Genomic DNA, 13,245 nt, shown 5'->3' on the forward strand with positions numbered 1-13,245 from the left:
CGATTTCAGGCGACCACTCGCGTCGGGGCGTCCTTGGTCGGCAGAAGCCGTGCCATCGCGCTCAACAGATCCGTCTGCGATATCAGACCAAGGACGCGCCAGTCGGCATCAACGACGATGACCGCATGCGTGCGTCCGTCCGTCAGAACAGGCAGGAGCGAGAGAGCAGGATCGGCCGCATCGGCTACGGCCGGTTTGGATATGGCGTGCGCAATGGTGTCGAGACCGCCCGAGAGCTCACGCAAGCCGACTGTGCCGATCAGGCGGCCCTCCCGATCCTTGACCGGCAACGTGCGAATATTGTGCTTCAGCAGAAGATGCCGCGCGTGATCCGGCTCAGCATCCTCGCCGATGGCAATGACATCGCGCGACATGATGTCGGCACAGCTTATGTCTCCATGCGAACGCACCGCTGCCTGCAATTCGACCTGCCGCAAAAGGCGGCTGAGGTCTGCGCGATCGATATCGAAGGTCTCGTCAAGCACGCCCAGGGCGGCATCGACGTCTTCTTCTCTAAAACCCACCCGCAAGGGCGGCGGCAGATCGCGCGTCTGATGGGTATTCTCGGCGGGCTTTGCGACAACATGCGGATAGTTGCGCCTGGAGAGCTTGTGAAACACAAGTCCGAGGCCCACGAGTATGCAGGAGTTCAAGGCAACCGGCACGAACGGAAACAGGAAACCCCAGCCCGCAACGACCGGACCGCCGAGAACGGCGGTCAAGGCTGCAGCTCCCCCTGGCGGATGCAGGCATCGCGTAAACGACATTGCCCCGATTGCAAGCGAGACGCCGACCCCGATCGCGATGATCGGATCGTGGATGAGATAGGCGGCGATGATGCCCATCAACGCGGAAATGGTGTTGCCGCCGATAATCGACCAAGGCTGTGCAAGCGGACTCGCCGGAACCGCGAAAAGCAACACCGCAGACGCCCCCATCGGCGCGACGATGAGCGGAAGATGCGGTCCCTGCCCGAACAGATAGCCGCTGATGACTCCGGTAAGGCCAATGCCGATCAAGGCACCAAGGCACGCGATCAGCCGCTCGCGCAAGGTGGCTCCGGCGAGGATCGGGGAAAACAGACGGAACCGGCTGGACCCCGCCTTGTGGGACTCTGGATGCTGCATAATGAAACCAGTTTTAGAGAAGGGTATTCCTTGGATGAACGGCAGGACGCCGGCTAGTTCGGCACGAGCGGCAGGCTCCTGCCCTTGGTGGCGCCGAGGACTTCATGAAACGCATCGAACGAACTCGGGCGATCATTCTTGCGGGAGATAAGGATCGTGTCGACGGCAGCAAGCTGGTGTGTCGCCGATGTCGCCGGCCAGTGCATGAGATCGAGAACCGACTTTGGCATGACGCCGGCTGCGTTACCGGTCGCCACACTGGCCAGGATGGCATGATAGGAGCCAAGTTCGGTCGTCGGCAAAGAGCTCGATTTGCGCGCCCAGCCTTCTGCAATCCTGCGATAAGTGCATCCGGGCTCAAGGGCAGCAATCGATCCGACACGCAAATCGGCAGCCGAGCGGATCGATGGATGCCCGGATGGCAGAAGGAGGAGCAAATCCTCGACAAATACCGGCTCGGCCTCGAGCTGCTTGAGCTCGGCCGCAAAACTTGGATCTTCATCCAGCATCGCTTTTGGCGGCCGGGCGATCAACGCGCAGTCCAAAACATCGCGCAGAACATCTTGAGCAAGATCGCGGGAAGCGCCAAGTGTCAGTTGAAGCGATACATCCGGCCACATATGATTGAACTGGCTGAGCGCTGCGGGCAGCCGGCTTGCCGCCGTGCTTTCCATCGTTCCTAGACGCAACGTACCCGTTGGGCGCTGCGGCCTGACCGCCTGACGCGCCTCGAGCGCAAGCGCGGCAAGTCGATTGGCATAGACCTGAAATGTCTCGCCTTCTTTCGTCAGCGTCATCTTCTTGCCGTCGCGGCTGAAGAGCAGGACACCCAGATAGTCCTCCAACTGCTGGATGCGCGTCGTCACATTCGACGGCACGCGTCCCACGACTTTGGCGGCCTTGGTCACGCTGCGGTCACTGGCCACAGCAAGGAAGATCTCGATTGATGAGAGGTCCAATGAAAAGATCTCGATTCAGGAATTAAGTTATCTTATCATTCCCTATATAAAAATCATTGTCGCAGCTCAAGCATGTTTCGGCATCGAGCCATGGAATGGAGTTCCGAAGAGCGGATGGCAAAATCAGATCGACATCAAACGGACGAAACAATCCGCGAATATGCGTCGCCTGCCTGCATGCTGCACGAGGTCGACCCAGCCTATAGCGGCATTTCACCCGATGAGGACCGGATCTCGACTATTTTCGCGTGGCGAAAGGCCGAACGGCAAAGGCTAATCGGAGCGCGAAAGGCGCTGCCGTTCGAAAAACGCGAGGACTATACGGGTTCGATTGCTGCTCATCTCGACCAGGTTGTCACCGATATCGACGGCAGACACGTCAGCCTGTTCTGGCCCTTCTCGGGAGAGCCCGACCTGAGGGGATGGATGGCCGCCTTGACGGCCCGTGGCGCGAACTGCCTGTTGCCCGTCGTCGTTGCCAAGGCAAGGCCTTTAATATTCCGATCATGGAAAAAAGGGGAGCGGCTTGAACGCGGGGTATGGAACATTCCAGTGCCGGCAGAGGGCAAGGAAGCAATCCCAGATATCGTCATAGCGCCCCTGGTTGGCTTCGATTCAGCTTGCTACCGTCTTGGTTATGGAGGCGGATTTTTCGACAGAACCCTTGCTGCCCTCGAGCACAAGCCTTTGGTCATCGGCGTCGGCTTCGAATCGCAGAGGATCGACACCATCCGCCCGCTTGCTCATGACATTCCGATGGACGTGATCGTCACGCAAGCAGGACTACGCTATCGATGAGTTCTACGCTCCTTTTTCTTGTCGGGCTTTGAGCCTGTCGATTCCAATGAGGTGCTAAACAGAGCGGCAGATCGCCGGACAAACGGGCAGCGGTTCATGCCTGCACGCTGCTTTACCCGGCCAGATCAACGCCTGCACCTATTGGCACATGAATTGCGTCTTCATGATCGATCCATCGGAAGAGACGATATTCATGCTGTCCATTCTCCCGCCGCTACTTTTGAGCATTTCCCTCGGTTTGAGCTGGAATAGGTTTCTGCTCACGTTCACAAGCCGCGGGGACTGTCTTCAAAACCAGATGCCGGTTACGATGGTCGCGGCGACCGTCAGCCTGACCGCCCTTGCATTGTCGTTTGCCGACAAGGGACCGTTGCTGGGAGGTGCTATCATCCTGCTCGGACTGTTGCTTGCGGCCATCAGCAAGAACCTCTCCCAACCCATTGCCATTGTGGCGCTTTCCGCCGTCAGCCTTGCGGCCTATCTCCAGTTTACAGCGCATGCATTGAGCCACTGATGCCCACCAAATCGGCATCCGATGCCGTGACGCCCTGCGTCATCTAAAGGATCTCGGCAAATCCCGCTCGGCTTCGGCTGACCTGCCTTGAGCACAGAGAATTAGCGATGGGAACACGTGCGTGATTGCCAAATGGCAAGCCCACACCGCGGTCGCATCACTGCTCGCCCTTCACACGCCTCCGGTCGGTGAAATCCGAAGAGCCGGATCAATTCCCTCTGACATCCGAGTGGCGATTTTCGCGAAAAGCCCCGCTGCTCAAAGCATTCGGCAGCAAAAACAGGATTGTATTTTTTCACAACATCTATTGTGTACTCATATTATACAATTTTATTGACTCGATGATCGGCCTGTGCGACCTTCCTCCCATCAGCAGGAGCCGACGGGTTCAATTCCCTGCAAAATCCCAAGGAGGAGGTCGCAATGAAGGGCGGGAAGAGCAGTCTTTACGACGATCTGAAACGTCAAATTCTGACGATGGAGCTCGATCCTGACCAGGATTTGGACGAAGTCAGTCTCAGCGAGCAATACGGCCTCTCGCGCACACCCGTCCGGGAAATCTTTCGGCGCCTCGAGGGCGAAGGCTATATCGACATCCGGGCCAATCGCGGCGCACGCGTCAGCCCAATGAACCATCAGACCCTCAGGCACTTTTTTCTGGTGGCGCCGATGATCTATGCCGCAATCGGCAGGCTCGCGGTGCAGAACTTCAAGCCCAAGCAACTCGTGGATCTGAAAGAGACGCAGGATCGGTTCCGATCGGCAAGCACCTCGGGCGATGCTCTCGCCATGGTACTCGAGAACAATCGCTTCCACGAAATCATCGGCGAAATGTCGTTCAACGCCTATCTGCAGCCGAGCCTGGGTCGCTTGCTGATCGACCATGCACGGATCGGCCACACCTTCTTCCGCCCGAAGAACGACGATATGCGCGAGCGGCTTCAACTCGCCGTGGAGCATCATGACGGCTTCATCGAGGCAATCGCGAAGCATGACGAAGACACCGTCGTGGACCTGGTCTTCGAGCATTGGGAGCTGTCGCGCGAGAACATGGAAATGTTCATCGCGCCGCAAGGAATGAAGGCGGACGCGCTCGTCGAAGTGCCCGTCACATCGATGGAGAAATCGTCTTGAATTTCGAAGGCATCTACACCCCGGCGATCACGCCCCATGGACCGGACGGTCAGATAGACAAGGCTGCCTTCGCAGCCGTGCTGGAATCCCTCGTCGAGGCCAAGGTCCACGGCATCATCATCGGCGGCTCTACGGGCGAATATTATGCCCAATCCATGCAGGAACGGCTCGATCTTGCTGCCTATGCCAAGCAGGTCATCGCAAACCGCCTGCCGCTGATCGTTGGTACCGGGGCGACCCGTACGGAGGACTCGGTCGCTTATGCAACGGCAGCAAAGGAGATCGGCGCGGATGCAATCCTCGTGACGTCGCCGCCCTATGCCCTGCCGACGGAGAAGGAAAATGCCATTCACGCATTGACGGTCGACCGCGCCGCGGATCTGCCGATCATGCTCTACAACTACCCTGCCCGCATGGGCGTGATGATGGGCGACGAATATTTCTCGCGTGTCGGCAAGTCCAAGAATGTGCGGGCGATCAAGGAAAGTTCCGGGGAGATGGCAAACGTCCATCTGCTGGCGCGGAAATTTCCTCACATCGCACTGTCTTGCGGCTGGGATGACCAGGCCCTCGAATTCTTCGCCTGGGGTGCGAAGAGCTGGGTGTGCGCCGGTTCGAACTTTCTGCCGCGCGAACATGTCGCGCTCTACGAAGCCTGCGTGCTCGAGAAGAATTTCGACAAGGGCCGCGCCATCATGACGGCGATGCTGCCGCTGATGGATTTTCTCGAAACCGGCAAGTTCGTGCAATCGATCAAACATGGCTGCGAGATCATCGGCCTCAAGGCCGGACCTGTCCGCGCACCGCTGCGCGGAATGACCTCCGAAGAAAAAAGAACCCTCCAGACTGTCGTCGCCACCTTGAAGCGCACGGTCGCCCAGATCACGTCGGGAGCCAATCATGCATGAACCTTTGACCGCAGCCGAATACAAGGCGATTGCCGCTGGCCTTGATCTGCCGACGAACGCCTTCATCGACGGTTCCTTCCGTCCGGCCAATTCCGGCAAGACGTTCACGACGACCAATCCGGCGACCGGCGAACTCCTGGCTAACGTTGCCGCCTGTGATGCCAGCGACGTCGACTACGCCGTACTCAAGGCAAGAGAGGCCTTTGAGGATGGCCGCTGGCGTCAGCTATCGCCGGGCGAGCGCAAGGCAACGCTCATCAAGTTCGCCAGGCTGCTCGAAGAGAACCGTCACGAGTTGGCGGTTATGGAGAGCCTCGATAGCGGCAAGCCGGTTCGCGAGTGCCAGACCGTCGACGTGCCCGACACCATCCACACCATCCGCTGGCACGCCGAGGCGATCGACAAGCTCTATGACAATACCAATCCTGTTGGCCCGAATGCGCTGGCAATGGTGGTGCGCGAGCCGATCGGCGTCGTCGGCTGCGTCCTGCCCTGGAATTTCCCGCTGCTGATGCTTGCCTGGAAGATCGGCCCGGCGCTGGCTGCTGGTTGCTCCGTCGTCGTCAAGCCCGCGCAGGAGACGACCCTGACGACGCTGCGGGTTGCCGAACTTGCTTATGAAGCCGGTATCCCAGCCGGTGTCTTCAATGTCGTCACCGGCAGCGGCAGGGATGTCGGCGAACCGCTCGGCCTGCACATGGATGTCGACATGGTGGCCTTTACCGGCTCGACGCCGACCGGCCGCCGTTTCCTTCATTATTCCGCCGATTCCAACCTGAAGAAGGTCGTGCTCGAATGCGGCGGCAAGAACCCGGCCGTTGTGCTGGAAGATGCCGACGATCTCGATCTCGTCGCCGAGCAGGTCGTCAACGGTGCCTTCTGGAACATGGGCGAAAACTGCAGCGCGAGTTCACGCCTCATCGTCCATGCCAAGATCAAGGACGAGCTGCTAAAGCGCATCGGCGCCTATATGCGCGAGTGGAAAACGGGCGACCCCCTTGATCCGGAAAACCGCGTCGGCGCACTGGTCAGCAAGAACCATTACGAGAAGGTCACATCCTTCCTTGACGACGTCAAAAGCGAGAAGTTGACGATCGCCCATGGTGGCGAAACGCATGGCGGCATTTTCGTCGAGCCGACGGTGGTTGACGGCGTCACCGCTGCAAGCCGGCTTTTCAAGGAGGAAATCTTCGGGCCGATCCTGTCGGTGACGACGTTCAACACCCTGGCCGAGGCCGTCGCTCTTGCCAACGACACCAATTATGGCCTGACGGCGTCGGTCTATACCGGCAGCCTGAAGAATGCGATCCGGCTGTCACGTGACATCCGGGCCGGCCTCGTCACCGTCAACTGCTTCGGCGAGGGCGACGCGACGACACCGTTCGGCGGCTATAAGGAGTCCGGTTTTGGCGGGCGCGACAAGTCGATCTTCGCCCATGACAATTATTGCGAACTGAAGACCATCTGGATCGATATCTCCGATCGCTCGGTGGACGAGACGATCCGATGATCACGACGTCCGTCAAGCGTTTGCCGGCAGAAAACGGCATCTCGGGCTGGGAGGCGATCAGTCGACGTTCGTTCCCGGTCCGGAGCCTGGAAGGCAACGTGACTGCGGACTGGCTGATCATCGGCGCGGGTTTTGCCGGGCTTTCCACCGCGCGCCGGCTGCTGCAGCTTCGGCCCAACGACAAAATCGTCGTGCTTGATGCGAGCGAGGTCGGCAAGGGCACCTCGGGCCGCAATTCCGGCTTTATGATCGACGTCCCGCACAACCTTTCATCGAGCGAATATTCGAGCGGCGGTCTGGACGCCACTCGCCTGGAGATGGCTCAGAACAGGGCTGCGATCGCTTTCGCGAGAGAAGCCGCGGACGAATACGGCATGTCCCCGGAAACTGTCGACCCGACAGGCAAGATCAATGCGGCGGCAACCGCGCGCGGAATGAAACTGAATATCAGCTTCGGCCGATCCTTGAAGGGTGCGGGCGAGAAGCACAGCTTTCTCGATGCATCCGAAATGCGCAAGCTTACCGGTTCCGATTACTACCTGGGCGGCCTTTACACGCCGGGCGCGGTCCTGATCCAGCCCGCCGATTACGTTCGCGAATTTGCGGCAGGGTTGTCGCGCAAAATCGACATCTTCGAAAGATCGCCGGTTACCGCCCTGACGCGGGACAAAGGGACATGGACGGCTATCTCCCCTCGCGGCAAGGTCACCGCACCGAAGGTTATCCTCGGTGTCAACGGTCACATCGACGACTTCGGTCACTTCCGCGGCCGCCTGATGCACATCTTTGCCTACGCCTCGATGACCGCTCCATTCTCAGCCGACGACCTCGGACGAAAGATTTCGGGACGAGATAGATGGGCGCTGCTTCCGGCCGATGCCATGGGCGCGACGGTGCGAAAGATCACCTCGGGCGGACAATCGCGCATCGTCATTCGGACGAAATACACCTACGAGACGACGATCACCGTTTCTGATCGGCGAATGGCCAAAATGGCCGAAGAGCATCGAAATTCGCTCGATGCGCGGTTTCCGGGACTAAAGGACATTCCCTTCGAACACAGCTGGGCCGGGCGTCTCTGCCTCAGCCGGAACCATGTGCCGGCATTCGGCGCGCTTGACGAAGGGCTTTATTCGGCATGCTGCGAAAACGGGCTCGGCACCGTCAAGAGCACATTGGCAGGCATGATGGCCGCCGAACTTGCGACCGGCACTGCCTCGGAACAACTCGAACAATACATGGATCACGCCGCGCCATCCCGGTTGCCACCGGAACCCTTTGCATGGCTCGGCATCAATTCAGTGATCCGTTTGCAGGAATTGCGCGCAGGCCGCGAGGGATGATCCCTCGCCGCGCAATGTGAAGACTGCGCCTATCGCAGGTCTTCAACAATATGGGAACGAAAACTAGGAGCAAGAAAAATGAAGACTTTGTGGAAAGCGCTCTGCGCGGCCGCGATGGTCGGAATGACCGCATTCTCCGCCCATGCGGAAGAGAAGAGCATCACCGTGGGAACGATGTCGTGGGAAGACCTGACACCGATCACCGGGATTACCAAAAAGGTGCTGGAAGATGCCGGCTACACCGTGAAGGTCGTGCCGTTCTCCGAATGGGGCATCGCCTATGCAGCACTCAGCAAGGGTGACATCCAGATCCTTGCCTCTCAGACCGATTACGTCGCACAGGACTATTGGGACAAGAACAAGAAGCGCCTCGAAAAGATCTCGCCCGTTTCGCACGGCCTGTTCCAAGGCGTCGCAGTCCCGAAATACGTGCCGATCGACTCCATGGACCAGCTGAACGCCAACGCCGACAAGTTCGGCGGCAAGATCGTCGGCATCGAGCCGGGTTCGGGCCTGATGCGCGATACTGCCAACGCCGTTAAAGGCTATGATCTGAAACTGCAGCTCGTCGAAGGCAGCACCGCAGCCATGACCGCGGCCCTCAAGTCGGCCGTTGACCGCAAGGAATGGATTGCCGTCACGATCTGGGAGCCGTCCTGGATGATGCAGAAATACGACGTGAAATTCCTGAAGGACCCCAAGGGCATCTTCCCGCCGCCACAGAGCTATTACTGGATCGGCAAGAAGGGCTTCTCCGCCGACTATCCGCACGCTCGCGAGGTCATTGCCAGCGTCTATGTGCCGCTTGCCGATATCACCGCGATCAACAGCGCCGTGAATGACGGCAAGACAATGGACGAGGCCATCAAGGACTGGACCACCAGCCATGCCGATCTCCTGAAGCGGTGGGAGAATATCAAGGGCGAATGATGTCGACAGCGGGCCGCCATCGGGGCGGCCCGCATCCCTCAACGAAGACGAACAGGCCGGCAATGGACTGGCCGCGTGGGGAATACAATGAACACTGTCATGGATAACACCGGTGAAGTCCTGGTCGATTGCCAGAACGTCTGGAAGATTTTCGGTGCGCGTGCGACCGCCGCTGTGAAGGCCGTTTCCGAGCGTGGCCTCTCCAAGAAGCAGGTGCTTCAGGAATTCAACTGTGTCGTCGGTGTCTCCGATGCCCACCTTCAGGTCCGTCGCGGCGAGATCTTCTGCATCATGGGCCTCTCGGGAAGCGGAAAATCCACCCTGGTCCGCCTTCTCAACCGTCTTATCGAACCGAGTCTCGGCAGGATCACGATCAAGGGCAAGGAAATTGCCAGGCTGAACGCGGCCGAACTGCGCGATATGCGCGCCCGCAATATCGGCATGGTGTTCCAGAGTGTGGCGTTGCTTCCAAATCGCACCGTTCTTGAGAATGCGGCCTTCGGATTGGAAGTCCGCGGCGTGTCAAAGGATGAGCGCAACAAGACGGCCCGAGCTGCGCTCGATAAGGTCGGCCTCTCCGACTGGACATCGCGATACCCGTCTGAACTGTCGGGTGGGATGCAGCAGCGCGTCGGCCTGGCCCGTGCCTTGGCGGCCGATCCCGAGATCATCCTCATGGACGAGCCGTTCAGCGCGCTTGATCCCCTTATTCGCCGCCAGTTGCAGGATGAGTTTCGGGAGTTGACGAAGTCGCTCGGCAAGTCCGCGGTCTTCATCACGCACGATCTCGAAGAGGCCATTCGCATCGGCGACCGCATCGCCATCATGAAGGACGGCGTCATCGTTCAGGTGGGAACCGCGGAAGAGATCGTAACGAAACCTGCCGACGACTACGTCGCCGACTTCGTTGCGGGCATATCAAGGATTCATCTCGTCAAGGCCCATTCGGTCATGCAGTCGATCGCGGAATACAGGAGCCTGCAGCCGCAGCATGATGTGGATGCGCTCCTGAAGACCTCTCCTGAGGCGGATATCGGCGAACTCATAGACCTTACGATGAAGTCGGATCGCGATGCTGTGGCAGTGGTCGACAATGGTTCCATTGTCGGTGTCGTCACCACGCGGGGGCTGCTTCGCGGCGTTGCCGGATCCCCGGCGCAACAGCAAATGCCGGCGTAGAAGGACGTACGAAAATGGACATCTCGGTCATTGCGGATACCTTCGATGCCTGGACCGATGACGCGCTGGGCTGGATCAGCGACAACGGCGACTGGCTGTTCACTCCCTTGAGGGCCATCCTCGAAGGAACCTATAATGGCGTCCTTTGGCTGCTTCATTTGGCGCCCTTCTACGTCAGCGTGGTCATTGTCGCGCTTCTCGCATGGCGCCTGATCGGCGCTTTGTCCGCCATACTGGCGGGACTGGGCCTGTTCTTCTGCGCAGTCATGGGATTGTGGAGCGAAACCATGAGCACGCTTGCGCTTGTCACCACTGCGACCATACTCGCACTTGCCATCGGAATTCCGATCGGCATCGCTGCCGGCTTCATGCGGTGGTTCGACAGGGCTCTAGAGCCGGTCCTCGACCTCATTCAGACATTGCCACCGTATATCTACCTTCTTCCGGCGATTGCCCTTCTTGGCTTCGGCCCCGCGACTGCGCTCGTTGCGACCTTCATCGTGGCGATGCCGCCCGCCATCCGGTTGACCTCGCTTGGCATTCGCATGACGCCGCCAGCCTTTATAGAATTGGGACAGGCAAGCGGCCTGACGCCATGGCAAATGTTCACGAAGATCAGGCTGCCCTTCGCAATCCCAAGTGTCCTGGCGGGCATCAACCAGAGCCTGATGATGGCATTCGGCATGGTCGTGATCGCAGGCATCGTCGGCTCCGGCGGCCTCGGCGAAACAATTTACAGCGCTGTGCGCACGCTCGACATGGCCACATCCATCAACGCTGCAATCGCGATCGTCATCTTGACGATGGTACTCGACAGATTGACGCAGAGCGCGGCCAGCCGCGCCAAGGCAGGTGTAAGATGAACCTCGATCTTCTCCGGTTTTCGCCAGGTACCTATCTTGCTCCCGTCGTCGATTGGCTGAACACCAACTTTCATCCCGTGTTCGAAGGCATCACCAAACTTATCGAAGCGGTGCTTGGCGGCATCGAAGCGGCGCTTCTTTACCCACCGCCTTATGCGGTGATTGCCATAGCCGTGCTTTTCGCAGCCTTTGTCATCAACATCAGAGTTGCAATAGTGACTGCCGTTGCGCTCACCTTCTGCCTGTTCACCGGCTTCTGGGCTGCATCCATGCAGACACTGGCTCTGGTAACAGTTGCAGTCGCCATCTCCGTCTCGATTGCCTTCCCGCTTGGCATTCTTGCATCGCGTTATAAGACCTTCGAGAAGGTTGTAAGGCCATTGCTCGATATCATGCAGACCGTTCCGCCCTGGGTTTATCTGATCCCGGCTGTCATGATCTTCAGCCTCGGCCGTGTGCCGGCGATCATCGCGACGATCGTCTATGGCGTACCACCGATGCTGCGTCTGACGACGCTGGCATTCAACCAGGTGCCGACGGACCTTCTCGAGCTCGGACAAGCCACGGGCGCGCCGCCGCGCTCGATCCTCTTCAAGATCGAGATTCCCTCCGCAATGCCGACCCTGCTTGTCGGCCTTAACCAGTGCATTCTTCTGTCGCTGGCCATGGTCGTTCTTGCCGGGCTCGTTGGAGCCGGCGGGCTTGGAGCCGAGGTGACGCGGGGCCTGACCCGGATGGAAATGGGGCTTGGGCTGCGGGCGGGTCTTGCGATCGTCGCCATCGCTATCCTGCTCGACAGACTGTCAAAGGGCGCTTTGCAGGATCGCGCCCGGTCATCGGCAAAGCACGGCTAGAACGGTTCAGCTTTTCACGGAATCTCTGAACCGCTCCAGCTTCCTGTTTTCACGCAATTCCGGACGGAAAGCGGCTCACGCACTTTTCCTGAAATTGCTCTAAGCGGAAAGATCATCGCATGCGCCACAGTTTCTTCTGCATCGATTCCCACACCTGCGGCAATCCCGTACGGCTTGTCGCAGGTGGCGGCCCCTTGCTCCCACATCTTCCGATCGCCGAGCGGCGTGAAATTTTCGTCCGCGATCATGACTGGATCCGCAAGGCTTTGATGTTCGAACCGCGTGGACATGACATCATGTCCGGCGCCATCATCTATCCCGCCTATCGTGAAGACTGCGATTTTGCCGTGATCTTCATCGAAGTCAGCGGATGCCTGCCCATGTGCGGAGCCGGAACGATCGGTCTGGTGACGGCGGCGATCGAAGAGGGCCTCGTCACGCCACGCATTCCCGGCAAGCTCTCCATCGAGACGCCAGCGGGCCGCGTGGATATCGACTATGACAAGCCCGGCGAATTCGTCGAGGCGGTCCGCATGTTCAATGTCGCAAGCTACCTGCATGCGGCTGATGTCGAAGTCGATGTGCCGGGGTTCGGCGCACTGACGATCGACGTCGCCTATGGCGGCAACTATTATGCTGTCGTCGAACCGCAGAGGAACTGGCCTGGATTGGATGGCATGTCGAGTGATGACATTGTCGACATCAGCAGGAAGTTGCGCGATGCTCTCGAGCGGATCTGCAATCCGGTTCATCCCGAGGATGAAAGGATAAGAGGTGTCCACCACGCCTTATGGTGCGACGCGCCGACGAGCGACAAAGCCGATGGGCGGGGTGCGGTTTTCTATGGCGACAAGGCGATAGATCGCTCCCCGGGCGGTACCGGCACCTCCGCACGCCTTGCGCAATTGCATGGCAAGGGTCGGCTGAAGGTTGGCGACACCTTTCGCCAGGAGAGCCTGATCGGCACGATATTCGAAGGATGTATCGAGTCGGAGGTTGAAGTCGGAAATTTCAGGGGTATCAGGCCGAGTGTCGGGGGCTGGGCACGTATCATCGGCCACAACACGATCTTCGTCGACGATCGAGATCCTTTGGCCTATGGTTTCCAGATCAAATAGAAAAGGTC

The 13,245-nt window shown here is 59.1% G+C and carries 14 protein-coding genes; 11 read left to right on the forward strand and 3 right to left on the reverse strand.

What is annotated here, in order from left to right; genetic code table 11:
• Positions 1-5: 5 nt before the first annotated feature.
• On the reverse strand, positions 6-1,127 hold the full coding sequence (locus ABOK31_RS28245) for an HPP family protein (protein WP_349962117.1): 1,122 nt from the start codon (positions 1,125-1,127) through the stop codon (positions 6-8).
• Between the two features lie 53 nt (positions 1,128-1,180).
• A complete protein-coding gene (locus ABOK31_RS28250; RefSeq protein WP_349962119.1) occupies positions 1,181-2,086 on the reverse strand; it encodes a LysR family transcriptional regulator in 906 nt (301 codons plus the stop codon).
• Between the two features lie 114 nt (positions 2,087-2,200).
• Between ABOK31_RS28250 and ABOK31_RS28255 the strand changes: the two genes are divergently transcribed.
• The 10 genes from ABOK31_RS28255 (at position 2,201) to ABOK31_RS28300 (ending at position 12,119) form a co-directional block, all read left to right on the forward strand.
• On the forward strand, positions 2,201-2,884 hold the full coding sequence (locus ABOK31_RS28255) for a 5-formyltetrahydrofolate cyclo-ligase (protein ID WP_349962121.1): 684 nt from the start codon (positions 2,201-2,203) through the stop codon (positions 2,882-2,884).
• Between the two features lie 193 nt (positions 2,885-3,077).
• Positions 3,078-3,398 carry a hypothetical protein gene (locus ABOK31_RS28260; RefSeq protein ID WP_349962123.1) on the forward strand — a complete coding sequence of 107 codons (321 nt, stop codon included), beginning with the start codon at positions 3,078-3,080 and terminating at the stop codon, positions 3,396-3,398.
• Between the two features lie 423 nt (positions 3,399-3,821).
• The gene (locus ABOK31_RS28265; RefSeq protein ID WP_174172432.1) at positions 3,822-4,532 is read left to right on the forward strand and encodes a GntR family transcriptional regulator; all 711 of its coding nucleotides are present in this window, start codon (positions 3,822-3,824) and stop codon (positions 4,530-4,532) included.
• Entirely contained in the window at positions 4,529-5,440 is a 912-nt protein-coding gene (locus tag ABOK31_RS28270) for a dihydrodipicolinate synthase family protein (RefSeq protein WP_349962124.1), read from the forward strand. The genes ABOK31_RS28265 and ABOK31_RS28270 overlap by 4 nt, the downstream gene beginning before the upstream one ends.
• Complete coding sequence (locus ABOK31_RS28275; protein ID WP_349962126.1) at positions 5,433-6,950, forward strand: aldehyde dehydrogenase; 1,518 nt, start codon at positions 5,433-5,435, stop codon at positions 6,948-6,950. Before ABOK31_RS28270 ends, ABOK31_RS28275 begins: the two co-directional genes overlap by 8 nt.
• The gene (locus ABOK31_RS28280) at positions 6,947-8,293 is read left to right on the forward strand and encodes an FAD-binding oxidoreductase (RefSeq protein WP_349962127.1); all 1,347 of its coding nucleotides are present in this window, start codon (positions 6,947-6,949) and stop codon (positions 8,291-8,293) included. Before ABOK31_RS28275 ends, ABOK31_RS28280 begins: the two co-directional genes overlap by 4 nt.
• 78 nt (positions 8,294-8,371) lie before the next feature.
• The gene (locus ABOK31_RS28285; RefSeq protein ID WP_174172436.1) at positions 8,372-9,223 is read left to right on the forward strand and encodes a glycine betaine ABC transporter substrate-binding protein; all 852 of its coding nucleotides are present in this window, start codon (positions 8,372-8,374) and stop codon (positions 9,221-9,223) included.
• An 87-nt stretch (positions 9,224-9,310) separates the two neighbouring features.
• Positions 9,311-10,402: a glycine betaine/L-proline ABC transporter ATP-binding protein gene (locus ABOK31_RS28290; protein ID WP_174172437.1), complete on the forward strand. Its 1,092-nt coding sequence runs from the start codon at positions 9,311-9,313 to the stop codon at positions 10,400-10,402.
• A gap of 14 nt (positions 10,403-10,416) precedes the next feature.
• Positions 10,417-11,265, forward strand: a complete 849-nt coding sequence (locus ABOK31_RS28295) for an ABC transporter permease subunit (RefSeq protein ID WP_349962129.1) — start codon at positions 10,417-10,419, stop codon at positions 11,263-11,265.
• Complete coding sequence (locus ABOK31_RS28300; protein ID WP_349962131.1) at positions 11,262-12,119, forward strand: ABC transporter permease subunit; 858 nt, start codon at positions 11,262-11,264, stop codon at positions 12,117-12,119. Before ABOK31_RS28295 ends, ABOK31_RS28300 begins: the two co-directional genes overlap by 4 nt.
• A gap of 14 nt (positions 12,120-12,133) precedes the next feature.
• Here the strand turns inward: ABOK31_RS28300 and ABOK31_RS28305 are convergent, their stop codons facing one another.
• Positions 12,134-12,367 (reverse strand): hypothetical protein, encoded by a 234-nt coding sequence (locus ABOK31_RS28305; protein WP_349962874.1) that lies wholly within the window; start codon positions 12,365-12,367, stop codon positions 12,134-12,136.
• Between ABOK31_RS28305 and ABOK31_RS28310 the strand changes: the two genes are divergently transcribed.
• On the forward strand, positions 12,260-13,237 hold the full coding sequence (locus ABOK31_RS28310) for a 4-hydroxyproline epimerase (RefSeq protein WP_349962867.1): 978 nt from the start codon (positions 12,260-12,262) through the stop codon (positions 13,235-13,237). The two genes, ABOK31_RS28305 and ABOK31_RS28310, sit on opposite strands and share 108 nt — an antisense overlap.
• The last annotated feature ends 8 nt before the right edge of the window (positions 13,238-13,245 follow it).

Source organism: Rhizobium sp. ZPR4 (genome assembly GCF_040215725.1).
Lineage (GTDB): Bacteria > Pseudomonadota > Alphaproteobacteria > Rhizobiales > Rhizobiaceae > Rhizobium > Rhizobium rhizogenes_D.

Excerpts from the sequence above, each read along its gene's own strand:
- ABOK31_RS28275 (WP_349962126.1), top strand. The coding sequence starts at position 5,433 with ATGCATGAACCTTTGACCGCAGCCGAATACAAGGCGATTGCCGCTGGC.
- ABOK31_RS28265 (WP_174172432.1), top strand. The coding sequence starts at position 3,822 with ATGAAGGGCGGGAAGAGCAGTCTTTACGACGATCTGAAACGTCAAATT.
- ABOK31_RS28300 (WP_349962131.1), top strand. The coding sequence starts at position 11,262 with ATGAACCTCGATCTTCTCCGGTTTTCGCCAGGTACCTATCTTGCTCCC.
- ABOK31_RS28255 (WP_349962121.1), top strand. The coding sequence starts at position 2,201 with ATGGCAAAATCAGATCGACATCAAACGGACGAAACAATCCGCGAATAT.
- ABOK31_RS28305 (WP_349962874.1), bottom strand. The coding sequence starts at position 12,367 with ATGATCGCGGACGAAAATTTCACGCCGCTCGGCGATCGGAAGATGTGG.
- ABOK31_RS28285 (WP_174172436.1), top strand. The coding sequence starts at position 8,372 with ATGAAGACTTTGTGGAAAGCGCTCTGCGCGGCCGCGATGGTCGGAATG.
- ABOK31_RS28245 (WP_349962117.1), bottom strand. The coding sequence starts at position 1,127 with ATGCAGCATCCAGAGTCCCACAAGGCGGGGTCCAGCCGGTTCCGTCTG.
- ABOK31_RS28290 (WP_174172437.1), top strand. The coding sequence starts at position 9,311 with ATGAACACTGTCATGGATAACACCGGTGAAGTCCTGGTCGATTGCCAG.
- ABOK31_RS28260 (WP_349962123.1), top strand. The coding sequence starts at position 3,078 with ATGCTGTCCATTCTCCCGCCGCTACTTTTGAGCATTTCCCTCGGTTTG.
- ABOK31_RS28295 (WP_349962129.1), top strand. The coding sequence starts at position 10,417 with ATGGACATCTCGGTCATTGCGGATACCTTCGATGCCTGGACCGATGAC.
- ABOK31_RS28280 (WP_349962127.1), top strand. The coding sequence starts at position 6,947 with ATGATCACGACGTCCGTCAAGCGTTTGCCGGCAGAAAACGGCATCTCG.